Below are 14,997 nucleotides of genomic sequence, written 5' to 3'. Positions count from 1 at the left end.
CCCCATGAGTGCAACCGAGTCCCCGCAGACACCCGCGTCCTCTCTGCATATCGCCCTCGTCGGAAATCCGAACTGCGGCAAGACCTCCCTGTTCAACCAGCTGACGGGCAGCCGTCAGAAAGTCGCCAACTACGCAGGCGTCACGGTTGAACGCAAGGAAGGCTTCTTCACCACACCCAACGGCCGCGCCATCCGCGTGCTCGACCTGCCGGGCGCCTACAGTCTTGATTCGACAAGCCCGGACGAGGACGTCACACGCGATGTCTGTCTCGGACGTCATCGGACCGAACCCCGACCGGAAATGCTGGTAGCCGTTATTTCGGCGACCAACCTGCGGTTGCATCTGCGCTTCCTTTTGGAACTGAAGCAGCTGGGTCTTCCCGTCATCGTCGCACTGAGCATGATGGACGAAGCCCGCCGCCACGGTCTTCAGATCGACGTCGCAGGATTGCAGGCCGATCTGGGCATCCCCATCGTCCCCGTGATCAGCCTCAACCGCGCAGGCGTGATGCCGCTGCTTCAGGCGCTGGACCTTCCCCTCCCGGCTCCGCCTGTGCCTCTTCCGGCAGGGCTGGACCCGCATATGGAAGTCCGGCGGCTGCTCGCGACCTATGTCGTCGATCCCGCCTCCGGAACGGACCGCCTGACGGACCGGCTGGACCGCGTGTTTCTGCACCCAGTCTGGGGCCCGGTGATTCTTCTGATCGTGCTGTTCGTCATGTTCCAGACCGTCTTCGCGTGGGCGCAACCGCTCATGGACGGTCTGGGCAATGGCATCTCGCTTTTTGGAGAGATCGTTCTCAAACCGCTGCCGGGCGGCGTCCTGCACAGTCTGCTGGCGGACGGTGTGCTGGCGGGTGCGGGCACGGTCATTGTGTTCCTGCCACAGATCCTCATCCTGTTTTTGTGGATTCTGGCACTTGAGGAATCCGGCTATCTGCCACGCGCGGCCTTCCTGCTCGACCGGCTGATGGCGCTGGCGGGACTGAGCGGACGCTCCTTCATTCCCCTGCTGTCGAGCTTCGCCTGCGCCATTCCCGGCATCATGGCCGCCCGCACGATCCAGAACCCACGGGACCGTCTGGTCACGATCCTGATCGCGCCGCTCATGACCTGCTCGGCGCGCCTGCCAGTCTATACACTGCTGATCGGCGCGTTCGTGCCACACCGGAGCGTGCTCGGGATTTTCGGCCTTCAGGGGCTGGTGCTGTTCGGGCTCTATGCCGTCGCCATCATCAGCGGCGTGATCGCCGCGCGGGTCATGACGCGGGGTGTGAAGTCCGAAGAACATCCGCTGCTGCTCGAACTGCCATCCTATCGCCGCCCGAATCTCAGGAGCCTTGCGCTCGGACTGTGGCAACAGGCGGTGATGTTCCTCTCCCGCGTCGGCACGATCATCGTCACGCTGAACGTGCTGCTCTGGGCGCTCTCGAGCTTCCCGCTTCCCCCTGCGGGCGCGCCGGGACCGGCCATCGATTACAGTCTGGCGGGGCGGATCGGCCATCTGATGCAGTGGGTTTTCGCACCCATCGGCTTCAACTGGCAAATCTGCGTTTCGCTCATTCCCGGCCTTGCAGCGCGTGAAGTGGCGGTCAGTTCGCTGGCCACCGTCTACGCCATCGGAGCCACCGATGACGGGGCGGCCGACAGGCTTCTGCCCCTGCTCTCGACGCAGTGGAGCATGGCCACGGCCTTCTCGCTGCTGGCATGGTATGTTTATGCGCCGCAATGCATTTCGACGCTGGCTGTCATGCGTCGGGAAACCGGATCGATCAAAACCGTTCTGGGAGCTGCGGCGTATCTGTTCGGTCTGGCCTATCTGGCCGCATTTCTGACCTATCACATCACCCGCGCCATTACGGGAGCTCCCTGATGCTCGAATTTGCTGTTGCCGTCCTGATTGTCTGCGCGGCCGCCATTTACTGGTACGCTCGTCTGTTTCCCGCCGGATGGGGCCGAGTGCGAACGGCTGTGGGCCTGTCCACGCCACAGTCCACCGTAGGCAAGGGCTGCGGCGGCTGTTCGGGCTGCGACCGTTCGGGCAAAGGCGGTTGCCATTAAGGCAGCCGCCCTCTTTTTCAGGCTTTCTGAAGGCCCGGATTGCCACGCTCAACCGCAAAGCTGGCATAAGTGGACAGCTTGCCCCCCGGTACCATGACCCGATCGATCGTCTTCAGATCGGCATGCCATACTTCCGGCCCCACATCACACAAAACATAACCGCGCTTGTCGGTCGTGGCTTTCAGGTGCGGGTTTTCGCTGCGGGCAATGCGACTGAAATGATCGTCGTCGCCCAAACCATCCGCACCCGATGAAATGGACGTCGCAAGGAACTCCACCGAAACCGGTTTGCCGCGCCCCGGCTCGATCAGCAGATCCCCGGCGAAGTGCCGATGCGCGTCGCCCGTCACATTCACCACGTTTCCGGGGCAATGCGTATCGATGAAGTCCAGCAGGCGCTTGCGGCTGTAAAGATAGCCCGACCACTGATCCATGCTGTAGGTCAGTTCTGAATGCGCGGACTTCCGATGCGCCAGATCCATGATCATGACCTGATGCGCCAGCAGGTTCCATTTCGCGTCCGACCGCCCCAGACCATCAAACAGCCACTGCTCCTGCTGCGCGCCCATCATGGTGCGCTCGGGAGACCAGACATCCTTGCCCTGCGCCGCATTCGTGTCGCCATACGCCTGATCGCTGCGATACTGGCGCGTATCCAGCACGAACATGTTCATCAGGTCGCCGAAGCTGAAACTGCGATAAAGCTGCATGTGGCTGCCATCGGGAATGGACGTCGCCCGCAGTGGCATGTTCTCGTAATACGCCTGTAGTCCGACAGCGCGGCGCAGACGGAAAATCTCCGGCGGTGTGCCGTCCTGATCGGTATCTCCGGCCCAGTTATTGTCGATCTCGTGGTCGTCAAAACTGACAATCCACGACGTCGCGGCATGGGCGGCCTGAAGGTCCGGGTCCAGCTTATACTGGGCATAGCGGCGGCGATATTCGTCCAGCGAATAACATTCCGGCCCGACATGACGCCGCAGAACATGCGCCTTGCGCCCGTCGATATCGCGCAGATGGTCGCCGCTATCCGCGCCTTCGTAAATATAGTCGCCATAATGGAATACGAAATCGATCGGCTCGTTCGCGATGGCGCGCCAGGCGGTGTAGTAGCCATATTCGTAGTGCTGGCAGCCGGCTGCGGCAAAACGCACGCGCGACAGCGGCGCACCCGGCATCGGCAGCGTACGCCCCCGCCCAACAGGGCTCTGATAGCCCGCAATGTGAAAGCGGTACCAATACGGCCGGTCCGGCCTTAGCCCCGCAACCTCAACATGAATCGAATGGCCAAGCTCCGGATGAGCGAGCGCCTGTCCGCTCTGCACGGGTTTCGAGAACGTTTCGTCCTCGCTGACCTCCCAGCCCACCAGAACCGGTTTGAGAGCCTCCATGCCGCCTGCCTCTTCCAGCGGGTCGGGCGCGAGACGCGTCCACAGCACCAGACCGTCCGAAACCGGATCGCCGGAAGCCACGCCAAGCTGGAACGGAGTGGCTTTAAAACTCGGATTTTTCTCCAGATCGCGCGGGACAGCAGCCCGCAGCGCACGGACGCGCGTCGAGAGGAGGAGACCCGCACCAAGGCCGGTCAGCAGGCTTCTACGTTTCATGAACACCATGCAGCAATTCTTTCCTACGAAGCCCGGCTCCCTGCGGAACTGGGCTTCCAGAGGTCTTTGGACACACGCCCTCCGCTCTGTGGACACATGAAATGGAGATTTGCCCACTCCCCCAAACGCCATTTCATGAAACTGTCACGAATGTAGCCGCGCGAATTCCCTAAACGCTATCGCGCCGCAGCTCGGAGGGGTCCTTTCAGGGCGTGGTGATTCGGAAACATCCAGAAACGGGAACATGGATGCGCTGTCAGCAGGAATGGTTGCGCCTTTATCGCAGGGTGCGTTCCCGGACCCGTCGGGAGGATGCGGACGACCACCTTCAGAACGCCCTCATGAGCTATTTCGAGCGCCCCGAAGGCAGCGTGCAGCATCAGGACGCCTATATCACCCGAAGCGCCGTGAATTCCTCCCTCAACGCAATCCGCCGCGAACGGCAGGGATATGTGCAGGCGGCGGACGACTTCGAAACCCTCGTCAATATCCCCGACCCTGCGCCCTCGCAGGAGGATATTTACGAATCAACACAAAGACTGGCGCATTTCCACGAAGGCTGTGAACAGCTTCCAGACCGGACCCGACAGATCTTCCTGATGAACCGTGTGGAAAAAATGAAGTACAGCCATATTGCGAAATCGCTTGCGATCAGTGAAAGCAGCGTTGAAAAACATATCGCAAAGGCGCTGATCTTCCTTTCAACATGGATGGATCACTGAAATACCAATCTGATGGACGTCATCAAACTCCGCGCGGCAGAATGGATTGCACGCCTCCATGCTGAGGACTGCACACCGCTCGACCATGACATGTTCCGCGACTGGCTGGCGAGCGATCCCCGGAACGGACCGGTTTTCGAACATCTGACGGAACTGTGGGAACTCTCAGGAGGCGCACGCACGCCAGTCGTCGTTGCAAAACCAGTTCAAACCGTCCGACGCCCCGTGCTCAGCCGACGGCATGCGCTGGCCGGGTTGGTGGCTGCGGCTTTTCTGGCCGTTCCGCCATGGGAAGGTGCCCATGCCAGCCGGATCGAAGAGACCGGAATTGGAAGCATCCGCGACGTCCGCCTCACGTCCCGGACCGATTGCCGCCTCGATACCCAGACACGCCTTGTGGTGGGCGCGAACGGGCAGCAGGCGCGGCTGTGTCACGGGCAGATCCTGCTCTCGGTGGCCGGACCGGACCCTTTCCATCTTTCTGCCGACGGCATGACCGTACAGCTTCATGACAAGACATCCGCCGATATCCGCATCAATCGCGGCAATACGGAAGTCACGGCCATCCGGGGCAAGGTGTTCCTGACCGCCGCCGCCCTGCGGGACGCCGGACGCTGGGTGATGCCCGGACAGCGCCTGCGGATGGATCGCAACGGCGGCTGGAACATCGATTATCCCGATCTGGAGACGCTGCTGTCCTGGCAGAGCGGCGAACTGGTATTCCGCAATCAGCCGCTGGCGGAGGTGATTCAGGAAATCAACCGTTACGCCTCCCGCCAGATCGTCCTGTCCGCGCCGCGTCTGGCCTCACAGCGTTTGAGCGGCGTGTATCATGTGCGGCAGGGGGATGCGTTTTTGCAGATGCTCCCGCATCTGCTGCCCCTGCGGATCCGTCCGGCCCATAACGCTTACGAAATCGTCGCTTTGTGACGTTTCGATGAAAACCGCTGCATCGCGCTGAGGTTTTCATTTTCTCATCTGTCTTCCTGTCGAGACCGCTTTCAGGCCCGACGACAGGAAACGAGCCCCATGACCCCGCCCTCCCGCTACCCCCGCCGCACCGTTCTGCTTCTGTCGGCAGGCGCGACCATTCTGACGCATTCGCTGTCCAGCGCCTGCGCAGCCCCGAGCGCTCCGGTGCATATCGCGCCACAGCCCATGGCACAGGCCCTCGTAACGCTCGGGCATCAGACGGGCCGCAATATCATTTTCACCTCCGATGCCGTGGCCCATCTGCGTGCGCCCGCCGTGGACGGCACGCTGTCGCCCGACGATGCGGTCAAGCGCCTGCTGCGCGGGAGCGGACTGAAAGCCGAGGCCATGCCTGATGGCGGCGTCATCATCCGCAAGGACCCGTCCGCGCGCCCAAAGCCCCAGCGCCTGCGTGAGATGCAGGCGCATGACATCGAACAGATCGTCGCCACCGGCCACCGCACGCGCTCGGTCATGAGCGTCAGCGGCGACGAAATGCAGACGCTGATGCCGGGCCAGAGCCCGATGCAGGCACTGGATCTTTTGCCGGGTGTGACGTTCACCAACGTCGATCCGTGGGGCAATAACGAACAGAATTCCAGCATTTACGTCCACGGCTTCAATCAGAACCAGCTCGGCTACACGATGGACGGCGTGCCGCTCGGCGCCGGGGCTTATGGCAACTATAACGGCCTGTCCCCGCAGCGCGCGGCGATCAGTGAAGACATCGGATCGACGTCCCTGTCCTCTGGTGCAGGCGCGCTCGGCACGGCCTCGACCAGCAATCTGGGCGGGACGATCGAATTCACCACGCGCGATCCGAAAAAGAAGGCTGGTGCCACGATCAACCAGACCTTCGGCAGCTATTCCACATTCCGGACATTCGCGCGCGTCGATACTGGCAATTTCGGCAACGGCAATTCCGCCTATATGGCGTTTGCCCGTCAGGACGCCCGTCCTTGGAATCTCGGCAATGCCAACCGGCAGGGTGGTTATCAGGTGAACGGAAAATTTGTCCATAAGGGCGAAAACACCACCATCACCGCCTATTTCGACTGGCAAAACAAGGCCGAGCCCAACACGCAGGGTCTGACGGCTCCCACCGATCTCTATGCACGCGGGGCCTTCTTCCCGGACCTGAACGCCGCCATGGCGGGGTATCCGGCTGAAAGCTCAACCAAAGCCGGACCGGCAACGCCGAACAACAAATATTACTTCTCCGCCGCCCAGCGCACGGACTACCTGACCTATCTGAAAATTTCCCACCGGTTCTCCCCGAACCTGAACTGGGACAACCAGCTTTACTTCCACTATGACGACGGTGCAGGCGTGGTCGCGACCTCCATCCGTACGAATGCAATCCTGACGATCCTCGGCTCCTATCTCGACCCGACCGGCACGAAATACATTAAGAACGGCCAGTTCACTTACAGCGTCGCAGGGATCGATCCGAAAGTCTGGAACGCCACGGGCGGCACGGGTTTTGCCGTCCGCACCACGGAATACAGCGACTATCGCGGCGGCCTGATCAGCACGCTGCATTACCGCCTCGGCCATCACAATATCGAACTGGGCGGCTGGTATGAGCGCAACAATAACGAACAGGGCCGCTACTGGTATCCGCTGACGCAGAACGACACGCTGACACCCTATACACGCCCGACCAACCCGCTGTTCACGCAGTGGAACAACGCATTCTACACCAACACCTTCGTCACGCATCTTCAGGACAGCTGGAAGGTGACGTCACGTCTGACGCTAACGGCGGGCTTCAAGTCCGAGATGGTCTATACGAACGGCACCCTCCCGGTGGCCGCTCTGCCGCAGTCTCTCGCCTCTTCGGTGAAGGGGGCGAAGACGATCGTCGACACCAGCACCCACACCGTCGCGGGCGGCACCATTCCGTCTTACAAACCGTTCCTGCCCGCCTTCGGTGCGTTGTGGAACGTCACGCAGCACGAACAGCTCTTTGCCAATATTCAGGAGAACATGAACTCCTTTGCCGCCACCGGATACGGCTCGACCTCACCCTGGGCCGTATCGGATCAGGCGGATTTCGAGAAGTTCAAGCGCAGCGGTAAGCCGGAAACATCCTGGACCTATGAAACCGGCATCCGCACCAGCCATCCGATCAATACGCGCATCCTGACCGGGGTCAGCGGACAGCTCGAATATTATCACGTCGATTTCTACAACCGCCTCGGCACCATTTCGCCGCCGGGTCAGGGTATTTCAGGCGTCGGCAATACGGTGGCAAACCTTGGCAGCGTCTCGACAAACGGCATGGACATGTCGTTTACGCTGCGCTTCGGACCGCATTTCTCGATCTATGATGCCGTGTCCTATGTCAGCAGCATCTACGGCAACGACTTCATGGATGGCGCGACGCTCTATGCCACCAAGGACAAGAAGGTTCCCGCCATTCCGGCATGGTCCGACAAGTTCGCCGTCAACTACAATCAGGGTGGCTTTAACGCCCAGTTCAGCGGCAGCTATATGGGCGTCCGTCCGGGCACCATCACCAACAGCGTCATGGTGCCGCCGCGCGTGCAGCTTGCCTTCAGCTCCAGCTACACGTTCCACCAGATCCCGCACATGAACAGCCTCAAGCTCCAGTTCAACGCCAGCAACCTGACGAATGCGCGCTCCTGGTCCACGATCGCCGCCGGAGATGCCAGCACCTATACCGGCTACCCCACGGCCCCGCGCATGTTCTTCGGAACGGTGTCCGCAGCTTTCTGAACATGCCCTGAATGCCGGCGAGCCCTTCCGACCGGGCGGCTCACCGGCATTTCCCGCAGTCTCAGTTCAGCGGAATAATACCCTGCTTCCTCATCGTCTCCGGTGCGGTTTTCTTAAGCTCGTCCACTGTTGCAGCCGTGACTGGCGGAGCATTGTTTCCCCATGCTTTTCGGATGAACGTTACGACATCTGCAATCTGCTGCGAGCTGAGCATGTTTCCATAGGCCGGCATGGCAAAGGCGGACGGCGCTCTGGTCATTCCTGGCAGCACCGCACCACTTTGCACCACATGCACCAGAGAGGCCGGATCATCACTCATGAGCACCGGATTACCCGCGAGCGGCGGAAAAGCGGGCGCATATCCACGACCATCGGAACGATGGCACGCCGCACAATGATCCACATAAACCTTGGCTCCCGGAGCCGAAACATCTCCCGCCTGTAACGCGGACGCCGCTTCCGGATCATACCTCCATGCCGACAAAGCCGGATTATGCGGTTGCAGCGACAGCAGATACTGCGCCATCGCGTGGAGGTCTGCATCCGTCAGATGCTGCGTTCCATGGAAAATGGCATCGGTCATACCTCCGAATGCTTCACCCCGCCGGTTACGACCGGTCGCAAGAAACTGGACGATATCGTCTTCGGACCAGCCCGCAAGACCGGTCCGCTGATCCTGCCGCAGACTGGTCGGGACGAAACCATCGATTGGCGCGCCCCCGGAGAGGAACAGTGATCCACTGCTGTTTGAAAGCGACTTCTCCTGCATCGCCAGTCCTCGTGGAGAATGGCAGGCCCCGCAATGACCCGGCCCTTCCACAAGATAAGCTCCGCGTCCTATACCATCATTGGGAAGAGACCGCATGACGTCTTTCTGTGCCGCGCGGATAGAAGGCGAGAACACCGCCCGCCAGATGGTCATCGGCAGACGGATGGACAGCGGCCATGCAATCCGGTTGGAAGGCGCTGGCTGATCAACCGCCTGAACACCCTTCATGAAATAGACATACAGAGCATGAATGTCTGAATCGCTCATGCGGGCATAGGACGGAAAGGGCATTGCCGGATAAAGGCTTGCTCCGTCCCGGCGTACGCCTTCACGTACGGCACGGGAAAATTCGGCCTCTGAATAGGCACCAATTCCATGTGTGGCGTCCGGAGTGATATTGGATGAATAGATCGATCCAATCGGTAGCTTGAACTCCATGCCGCCCGCGAAATTACCCCGTCCGCTGACCGTATGACAGGCGCTGCAGTCAGAAGCCTCCGCAACATATTGTCCCTGTTTGACACGGGCATTTGTATCTTCTGCATGCAGATCCCAAACGAAACCTGTCAGCAGGACAGCAGCGCTGAAAAACGCTGCGCGGGAAAACAAACCGTATGTCATGCCTGCACCATCGGACCTGGATTTTTCAGATAGGTCGTCCGGATATGATAAGCCGCCCAGTAAGCCAGAGCCGCAACCATACCGGTCGGGTTATACCCCATTCCCTGCGGAAACGCGCTGGCTCCGATGACGAAAACATTCGAAACGTCCCAGCTCTGCAGATAACGGTTGACGCAACTGGTTTTGGGATCAGTACCCATGACAGCGCCTCCACCCAGATGTGTGGTCTGATACCGGCGGGTATCGAAAACCTCGCCGTCTTTCAGCATTCCCAAAGAATAACGGGTTGCTCCCATCGCCTTGATAACAGGCTCGATTTTACCAACCACATACTGGTTCTTACGGATGTCGTTCTCTTTCCAGTTAAACGTCATCCGCAGCAAAGGCTGCCCATAGGCATTGGTGTAAGTAGGATCAAGATCCAGATAAACATCCCGATACGCCATGTTGCTGCCATGGGCGTCGATCGTCAGAGAATGACGATACGTGTCCACCATTGCGTCTTTATACCCTTCACCCCATGTGGGAGCCTTGCCGCCCGGCCCGCCAACAGCCGCCGCAATCGGCTTGACGCCCGCCTGATTGACCCAGACCGGTGATCCGCCCACAAAACCAAGAGGGCCGTGATCGAAATTCATGCTGTTGAAATCATCAATCGCCACACCTGCCCCACCCGCACCGACAAAAAGATTCGTGTACTGTTTGGGAGAAAGCCAGGCCCGGGACGTCGTGATTGTCTGATAGACGAAATTCCGTCCGACCGTTCCGGTATTCTGTTTCGGATCATAAGGCTCTCCGATACCCGAGAGCAGCATCAGATGAACATTGTGAAACTGAAAAGCGCTGATAATGACAAGATCAGCGTCCAGCTCGACCTGCTTCTGGGTTCGCAGATCGAGATAGGTCACACCAGTCGCCTTTTTCCTGTCAGCATCCAGATTGACTTTAAGAACATGCGCTTTGGTGATCAGTGTGAACTTTGAATCCTGACGCAGCGCAGGAAGAATGTTCACATTCGGGGAGGCCTTCGAATACATGTAGCAGTCATATCCACTGCAATATCCGCAGAAATTGCACGGCCCCATCTGCGCACCATACGGATTGGTGTATTGCGCCGACGCATTCGCGGCAGGCAGCGCATACGGGTGGTAACCCACGCTGGCAGCGGCAGTCCTGAACAGACTGGCCGAATAAACATCGCCCATCGCCGGGAGCGGAAAGGCATCGGAACGGTCAGGGGCAAAGCGGTTTCCCTTCCCCACAACCTTCCCGTTGATTGTATATGGCTCTCCTGACGTGCCGAAAACCTTCTCCGCCTTGTCGAAAAACGGCTCCAGTTCTTCATAGGTCACGCCATAGTCTTGAAGATTCATACCCTCGGGAATAAAGCTCTTGCCATAACGGGCGACAACATTGGTGCGCAGGGCCAGATCGTCCGGCGCAACACGGAAATGCACGCCAGACCAGTGCAAACCGGCACCGCCAACCCCCTCGCCCGGCAGGAACGCTGCCAAACGGCGATATGGCAAGGCTTCCTGATCCAGCGTGTTCCGGATCGTGACGGTAGACTTCGACATATTCTGGAAAAGGCGATGACGGATCGCCCCCCTCAGTTCGTCGATGGAGGTTGGATAATCGCCCTCAACAGCAGTGGCGCGCTCATCACCACGCTCCAGCATGACAACAGACAGCCCCGCTTCCGTCAGTTCCTTGGCCAGGATTGAACCCGCCCAGCCCGCACCGATCACAACGGCATCAACTTTTTTTGCACACATATTCTGAAAATCCTCAGGCAGTTTCGCCAGATATCGAAACAGGCCCGAAAGGATACGGCGCCCCTTTCTGGTTGACCCAGTCCATGAAATCAGCCCGCGCGCCGGGGAAGCCGAGAAGCATCCAGCCCGCAAGACCCTTGTTGCCGCCGTAAAGGGGATCGGAGAAAACGCCTTCGAGCGTGTTCTGGCGCAGCTGCTCGAAAAACGTATGGGCAGGTACCGCGCCCAGCATCATTTTTCCCTGTTCGAACGTCTTGAGAAGAGCGGTCTGGTCCGAAGGTTCAAGCTCGTCGAAACGCTGTCCTTTAAGCTGGCGCGCGTAGGCATTCGCAGCTTCAATAGACTGTCGATAGAGATCACGCGGCGGCAAAGAGAGCTGATACCCCAGATTAGGCGCCCCTGACCGAAACGGGCCGGACATGTACCACAACTCACCATGGCCATAAGGAGTATTCATCTGCCGATCGATGAACTCCGGCGCCCCGAGTACCGCGCCATCAGGCCCATGAGCATCTGCAGGGAATATTCTCGCACAGGCGGCATTCAGAAAACGCCATTCCTCGGGCGTAAAATATTGCGGTTGATACGGTCGGCTGCTTTCCGACTGCAACGCATCAGCCCAGACCTTGTGGCCCCCGTAAATCCAGAACGACGTTGACCCCAAAAGACCCGCGGTGAAATTCCGCCGCGTTGAAGAAGGTAGCTTCATTTGATACTCCACTGACACACATGACGTGACGACATGAAATGATTCTGCATAATGGCATCCCTCTGCCTTTTCCCTTTGCGCACCTGAGGAAGTATGGGATGCTCACGAAAAAGAGATCCGCTCCCGGAGAGACCGTATTTTGAATAATGACGACACGCCGCAGCTCCCAGGAGGGATTTGACAAGCATGAATGGCCCTCAGAAAGCAGTAACTCTCAATTCTGTTGCTGTTGAAGCAGGGGTCTCGCGCGCCACTGCGTCTCTTGTTCTTCGAAGCAGCCCCCTGGTTTCTGTGAGCACGAGAGAACGGGTCATCGCTGCGATGGACAAGCTGGGCTATATTTACAATCGAGGTGCCGCAAATCTCCGGGGGCAGAAAACCGGCACCATCGGACTGGTTCTTTGTGATATCGGCAGCCCTTTCTACAGCCAGTTGATGCTGGGGATCGACGAGATCATCGTGGAAGCCAGTATTGTCGCAATCCTGGTCAACAGCGCCGAAAACCCCGAGAGACAGCTCAGACAGATCCGGCGTCTGCGCGAACATGGGGTGGATGGCCTGATTATCTGTCCGGCCGTTGGAACGCCCGAAGCGCTCCTGTCCGAAATCGCAAACCTCCGCATCCCCTGCGTGCAGGTTCTGCGACATGTCTCGCAGACGGGCGGTGACTATGTCGGCCCCGATTATGCGGAGGGTACTTCTCTCGCAGTCAAACATCTCATCCAACATGGTCGGCAGAACATTGCCTTCCTTGGGGGAAGAGCCATACATTCTGCCGCCCGGGAACGTCTGGACGGTTTTCGGAAGACCCTCAAAAGACACAAACTCCGCCATGACCTGATCATCCCCACCAATCTGGGAAATCTGGCTGATTTCGGCAGCCTCCCGGATCTCATGGCGTCCTCCAGTCCGCCGGATGCTTTCATCTGCTACAATGATATGGTCGCTCAGTCCCTGATGGGACATCTGCTGTCTCTGGGGAAAATGCCCGGACGCGATTTCGGTGTGATCGGTGCCGACAACCTGCCGCAGAGCGCGACGTCCTTCCCTCCCCTGACAACGATCATCACAGATCCTGTGGGCGTTGGTCGCAACGCTGCGCGCCTGCTGCTGGACAGAATTGAAAATGCCAGTCCCTCCAGTACCCGCATTCTGGTGTCCGGACAGTTGATGGTGCGTCAGAGTTGCGGAGGCCACGCGCCCTGATCCTTCCGAATGATGTGTAGCCGATGGGTTCCTTGGAGCGGTTTGTATATGGGAAATTATCATAACCATAACTCCATGGATCGATCTAAAAGAGAGACACATAAGATTTGAAGCCGAGCATCGCCGAATTGCGCAGACCAACTTGTCCGTTAGGGTTCATATAATACTGAAAATCGGGTCTGAACGTTACGCCGCGCATCACATTTATGGAATAATCGACTTCGAAAACCTCGGCGTTGGTCTGAACGCCTGTCGCATGGTTGGGCATACCGACATATTTCCCCGCCGCAACCATCGCGAGCGTCGTATCACGCGTTCCAGGGGCAATGCTGACATAAGAAAAAGCCACACCAAACATGTCTTCCGGACGACCAGGTATCAGTCCCTGACTGATCAAAGCGCCATAGACCTCAAAATCGCGCACGGCAGTATGAGGGGAATTATAAATATACCCCCCCATGAATGTCAGTCCTGCCGTTTCTGGTCTTTTGGAATAGTTCATAATTTTCTGATCGAACATGAAATACGTTTGCCACGATGTGTCTCGCATGCGCTGAACGCCACCATAGACATAATAGGATTGGCCTTTGGTGTTATAATAATTATCAGGGCGACGAACATCGTCATACACAAACCCTAGTTTATAATGGCCCGGAAGATTATGATGACTTCCGAAATGTGGCTCCCATTGCGCTTCGACCGGAACTTCATAGCCAACAATATTGGCTCCGTTGAATTTGAATCCCGTTCTATGTTGGTAATTCATGTAGATGCCATTTTCAGCGAAATATACAGCCGTCTGAATATAAAGATCTTTTCGAGGCCGCCCTTTCATATGAAACGCCCATGTCGCCGCTGGATAACTGCCATAATAATTACTATCCGCCGCGGCCTTGGGACGGCCGCAGAACGAGTTGTTCTGAAAGCTACAGAAAATGGGGCTGGAGGCGAAGTCAGACATCTGAGACATCCGGCCACCTGAAATCAGAAACCGTCCCCCGAACAGACTTTCTTCTCCGTAAAGAGAAACAAGGTGCACCACCACATTTCCACCACCACCATAGATTTCGGAGCTATGTGCTAACCAGTCACCAAACATTCTGTTGGCAGTTGTTCCATATCGACCGATGGTCGTCATGCGCGTCACAAAGCCTTTGATACCGGCCAGATGTTCCCAATCAACAACAAGATTGGCTGAATACTGTCCAGCGTTACTCGATCCATCTCTATAGTTTTTATAGTGGGGCCCTTTCGTTGGGTTTTGAAGCGCTCCTGCATACTCATTGGTATTATCAAAATGAAACCCAATACCGTTTTTTCTCAGCCAGGACGTCATACCGAACGGGTCCGAGAAAATGGAGGGCGGCCCTTCTGTAATAGGCGACGGGGCCGCATGGGGAGGCGACAAAGGTGGGGCCGGGTAAGTGGTGAAGATACCCGGCGGGATAGCGACCTGCGGGGGCGCATTCTGCTGAACCGAATTTAAAGGTGTGGAGGCATTCTGCTGAGGCCCCAGAGCTTGGGATTGAGGTTGAGTATTACTCAGGTCCTGAGCAGAAACAAAAGAATTTAATCCAGAATATGAAAAGATAAAAGTAACATATAAAAATATTTTATAGAATCTTGATGCCTTATTTAGTGAACCTCCAAAACGATATATTTCTAATATATCCTTAGACATTTCCATTCCAGTAAAACGCTTTGATACTTATTCAAACTTGATTCAACGACTCCGAATCAAAGCGGATAAGTACTTCTCGTCATCTGCGGAGCGGACATGCCATATAATTTTCTCATTTCCCATCCCGCCCCT

11 protein-coding genes are annotated in these 14,997 nt (G+C 57.7%); 6 read left to right on the top strand and 5 right to left on the bottom strand.

Annotation, left to right across the window (positions count from 1 at the left end):
• Positions 1-4: 4 nt before the first annotated feature.
• Positions 5-1,873: a ferrous iron transporter B gene (locus tag JK208_RS10270; protein ID WP_211576076.1), complete on the top strand. Its 1,869-nt coding sequence runs from the start codon at positions 5-7 to the stop codon at positions 1,871-1,873.
• Positions 1,873-2,061 carry a hypothetical protein gene (locus JK208_RS10265; RefSeq protein ID WP_211576075.1) on the top strand — a complete coding sequence of 63 codons (189 nt, stop codon included), beginning with the start codon at positions 1,873-1,875 and terminating at the stop codon, positions 2,059-2,061. Before JK208_RS10270 ends, JK208_RS10265 begins: the two co-directional genes overlap by 1 nt.
• A gap of 17 nt (positions 2,062-2,078) precedes the next feature.
• On the opposite strand, the gene JK208_RS10260 is transcribed toward JK208_RS10265, so the two are convergent.
• Positions 2,079-3,677 carry an alkaline phosphatase gene (locus tag JK208_RS10260; RefSeq protein WP_211576074.1) on the bottom strand — a complete coding sequence of 533 codons (1,599 nt, stop codon included), beginning with the start codon at positions 3,675-3,677 and terminating at the stop codon, positions 2,079-2,081.
• Positions 3,678-3,916: 239 nt separating this feature from the next.
• On the opposite strand from JK208_RS10260, the gene JK208_RS10255 reads away from it, so the two are divergent.
• From JK208_RS10255 to JK208_RS10245, 3 genes are all read left to right on the top strand, one after another.
• On the top strand, positions 3,917-4,390 hold the full coding sequence (locus JK208_RS10255; protein ID WP_211576073.1) for an RNA polymerase sigma factor: 474 nt from the start codon (positions 3,917-3,919) through the stop codon (positions 4,388-4,390).
• A gap of 12 nt (positions 4,391-4,402) precedes the next feature.
• A complete protein-coding gene (locus JK208_RS10250; RefSeq protein WP_211576072.1) occupies positions 4,403-5,320 on the top strand; it encodes a FecR domain-containing protein in 918 nt (305 codons plus the stop codon).
• 99 nt (positions 5,321-5,419) lie between these two features.
• Positions 5,420-8,104, top strand: coding sequence for a TonB-dependent receptor plug domain-containing protein (locus tag JK208_RS10245; RefSeq protein ID WP_211576071.1), 2,685 nt, complete (start codon positions 5,420-5,422; stop codon positions 8,102-8,104).
• Positions 8,105-8,165: 61 nt separating this feature from the next.
• Here the strand turns inward: JK208_RS10245 and JK208_RS10240 are convergent, their stop codons facing one another.
• Genes JK208_RS10240 through JK208_RS10230 form a run of 3 tightly spaced genes read right to left on the bottom strand, consistent with a single transcriptional unit; the run spans position 8,166 to position 11,978 of the window.
• Complete coding sequence (locus JK208_RS10240; RefSeq protein WP_211576070.1) at positions 8,166-9,494, bottom strand: cytochrome c; 1,329 nt, start codon at positions 9,492-9,494, stop codon at positions 8,166-8,168.
• Positions 9,491-11,269: a GMC family oxidoreductase gene (locus JK208_RS10235; RefSeq protein WP_211576069.1), complete on the bottom strand. Its 1,779-nt coding sequence runs from the start codon at positions 11,267-11,269 to the stop codon at positions 9,491-9,493. Before JK208_RS10235 ends, JK208_RS10240 begins: the two co-directional genes overlap by 4 nt.
• A gap of 13 nt (positions 11,270-11,282) precedes the next feature.
• Positions 11,283-11,978, bottom strand: coding sequence for a gluconate 2-dehydrogenase subunit 3 family protein (locus tag JK208_RS10230; protein ID WP_194262661.1), 696 nt, complete (start codon positions 11,976-11,978; stop codon positions 11,283-11,285).
• Positions 11,979-12,164: 186 nt separating this feature from the next.
• Between JK208_RS10230 and JK208_RS10225 the strand changes: the two genes are divergently transcribed.
• Entirely contained in the window at positions 12,165-13,184 is a 1,020-nt protein-coding gene (locus JK208_RS10225; RefSeq protein WP_211576068.1) for a LacI family DNA-binding transcriptional regulator, read from the top strand.
• An 85-nt stretch (positions 13,185-13,269) separates the two neighbouring features.
• Here the strand turns inward: JK208_RS10225 and JK208_RS10220 are convergent, their stop codons facing one another.
• The gene (locus tag JK208_RS10220; protein WP_249202092.1) at positions 13,270-14,865 is read right to left on the bottom strand and encodes a carbohydrate porin; all 1,596 of its coding nucleotides are present in this window, start codon (positions 14,863-14,865) and stop codon (positions 13,270-13,272) included.
• Positions 14,866-14,997 lie beyond the last annotated feature (132 nt).

This window comes from Gluconobacter sp. Dm-74, from assembly GCF_018256135.1.
GTDB lineage: Bacteria > Pseudomonadota > Alphaproteobacteria > Acetobacterales > Acetobacteraceae > Gluconobacter > Gluconobacter cadivus.
This window is presented reverse-complemented; position numbering and strand designations above follow the sequence as displayed.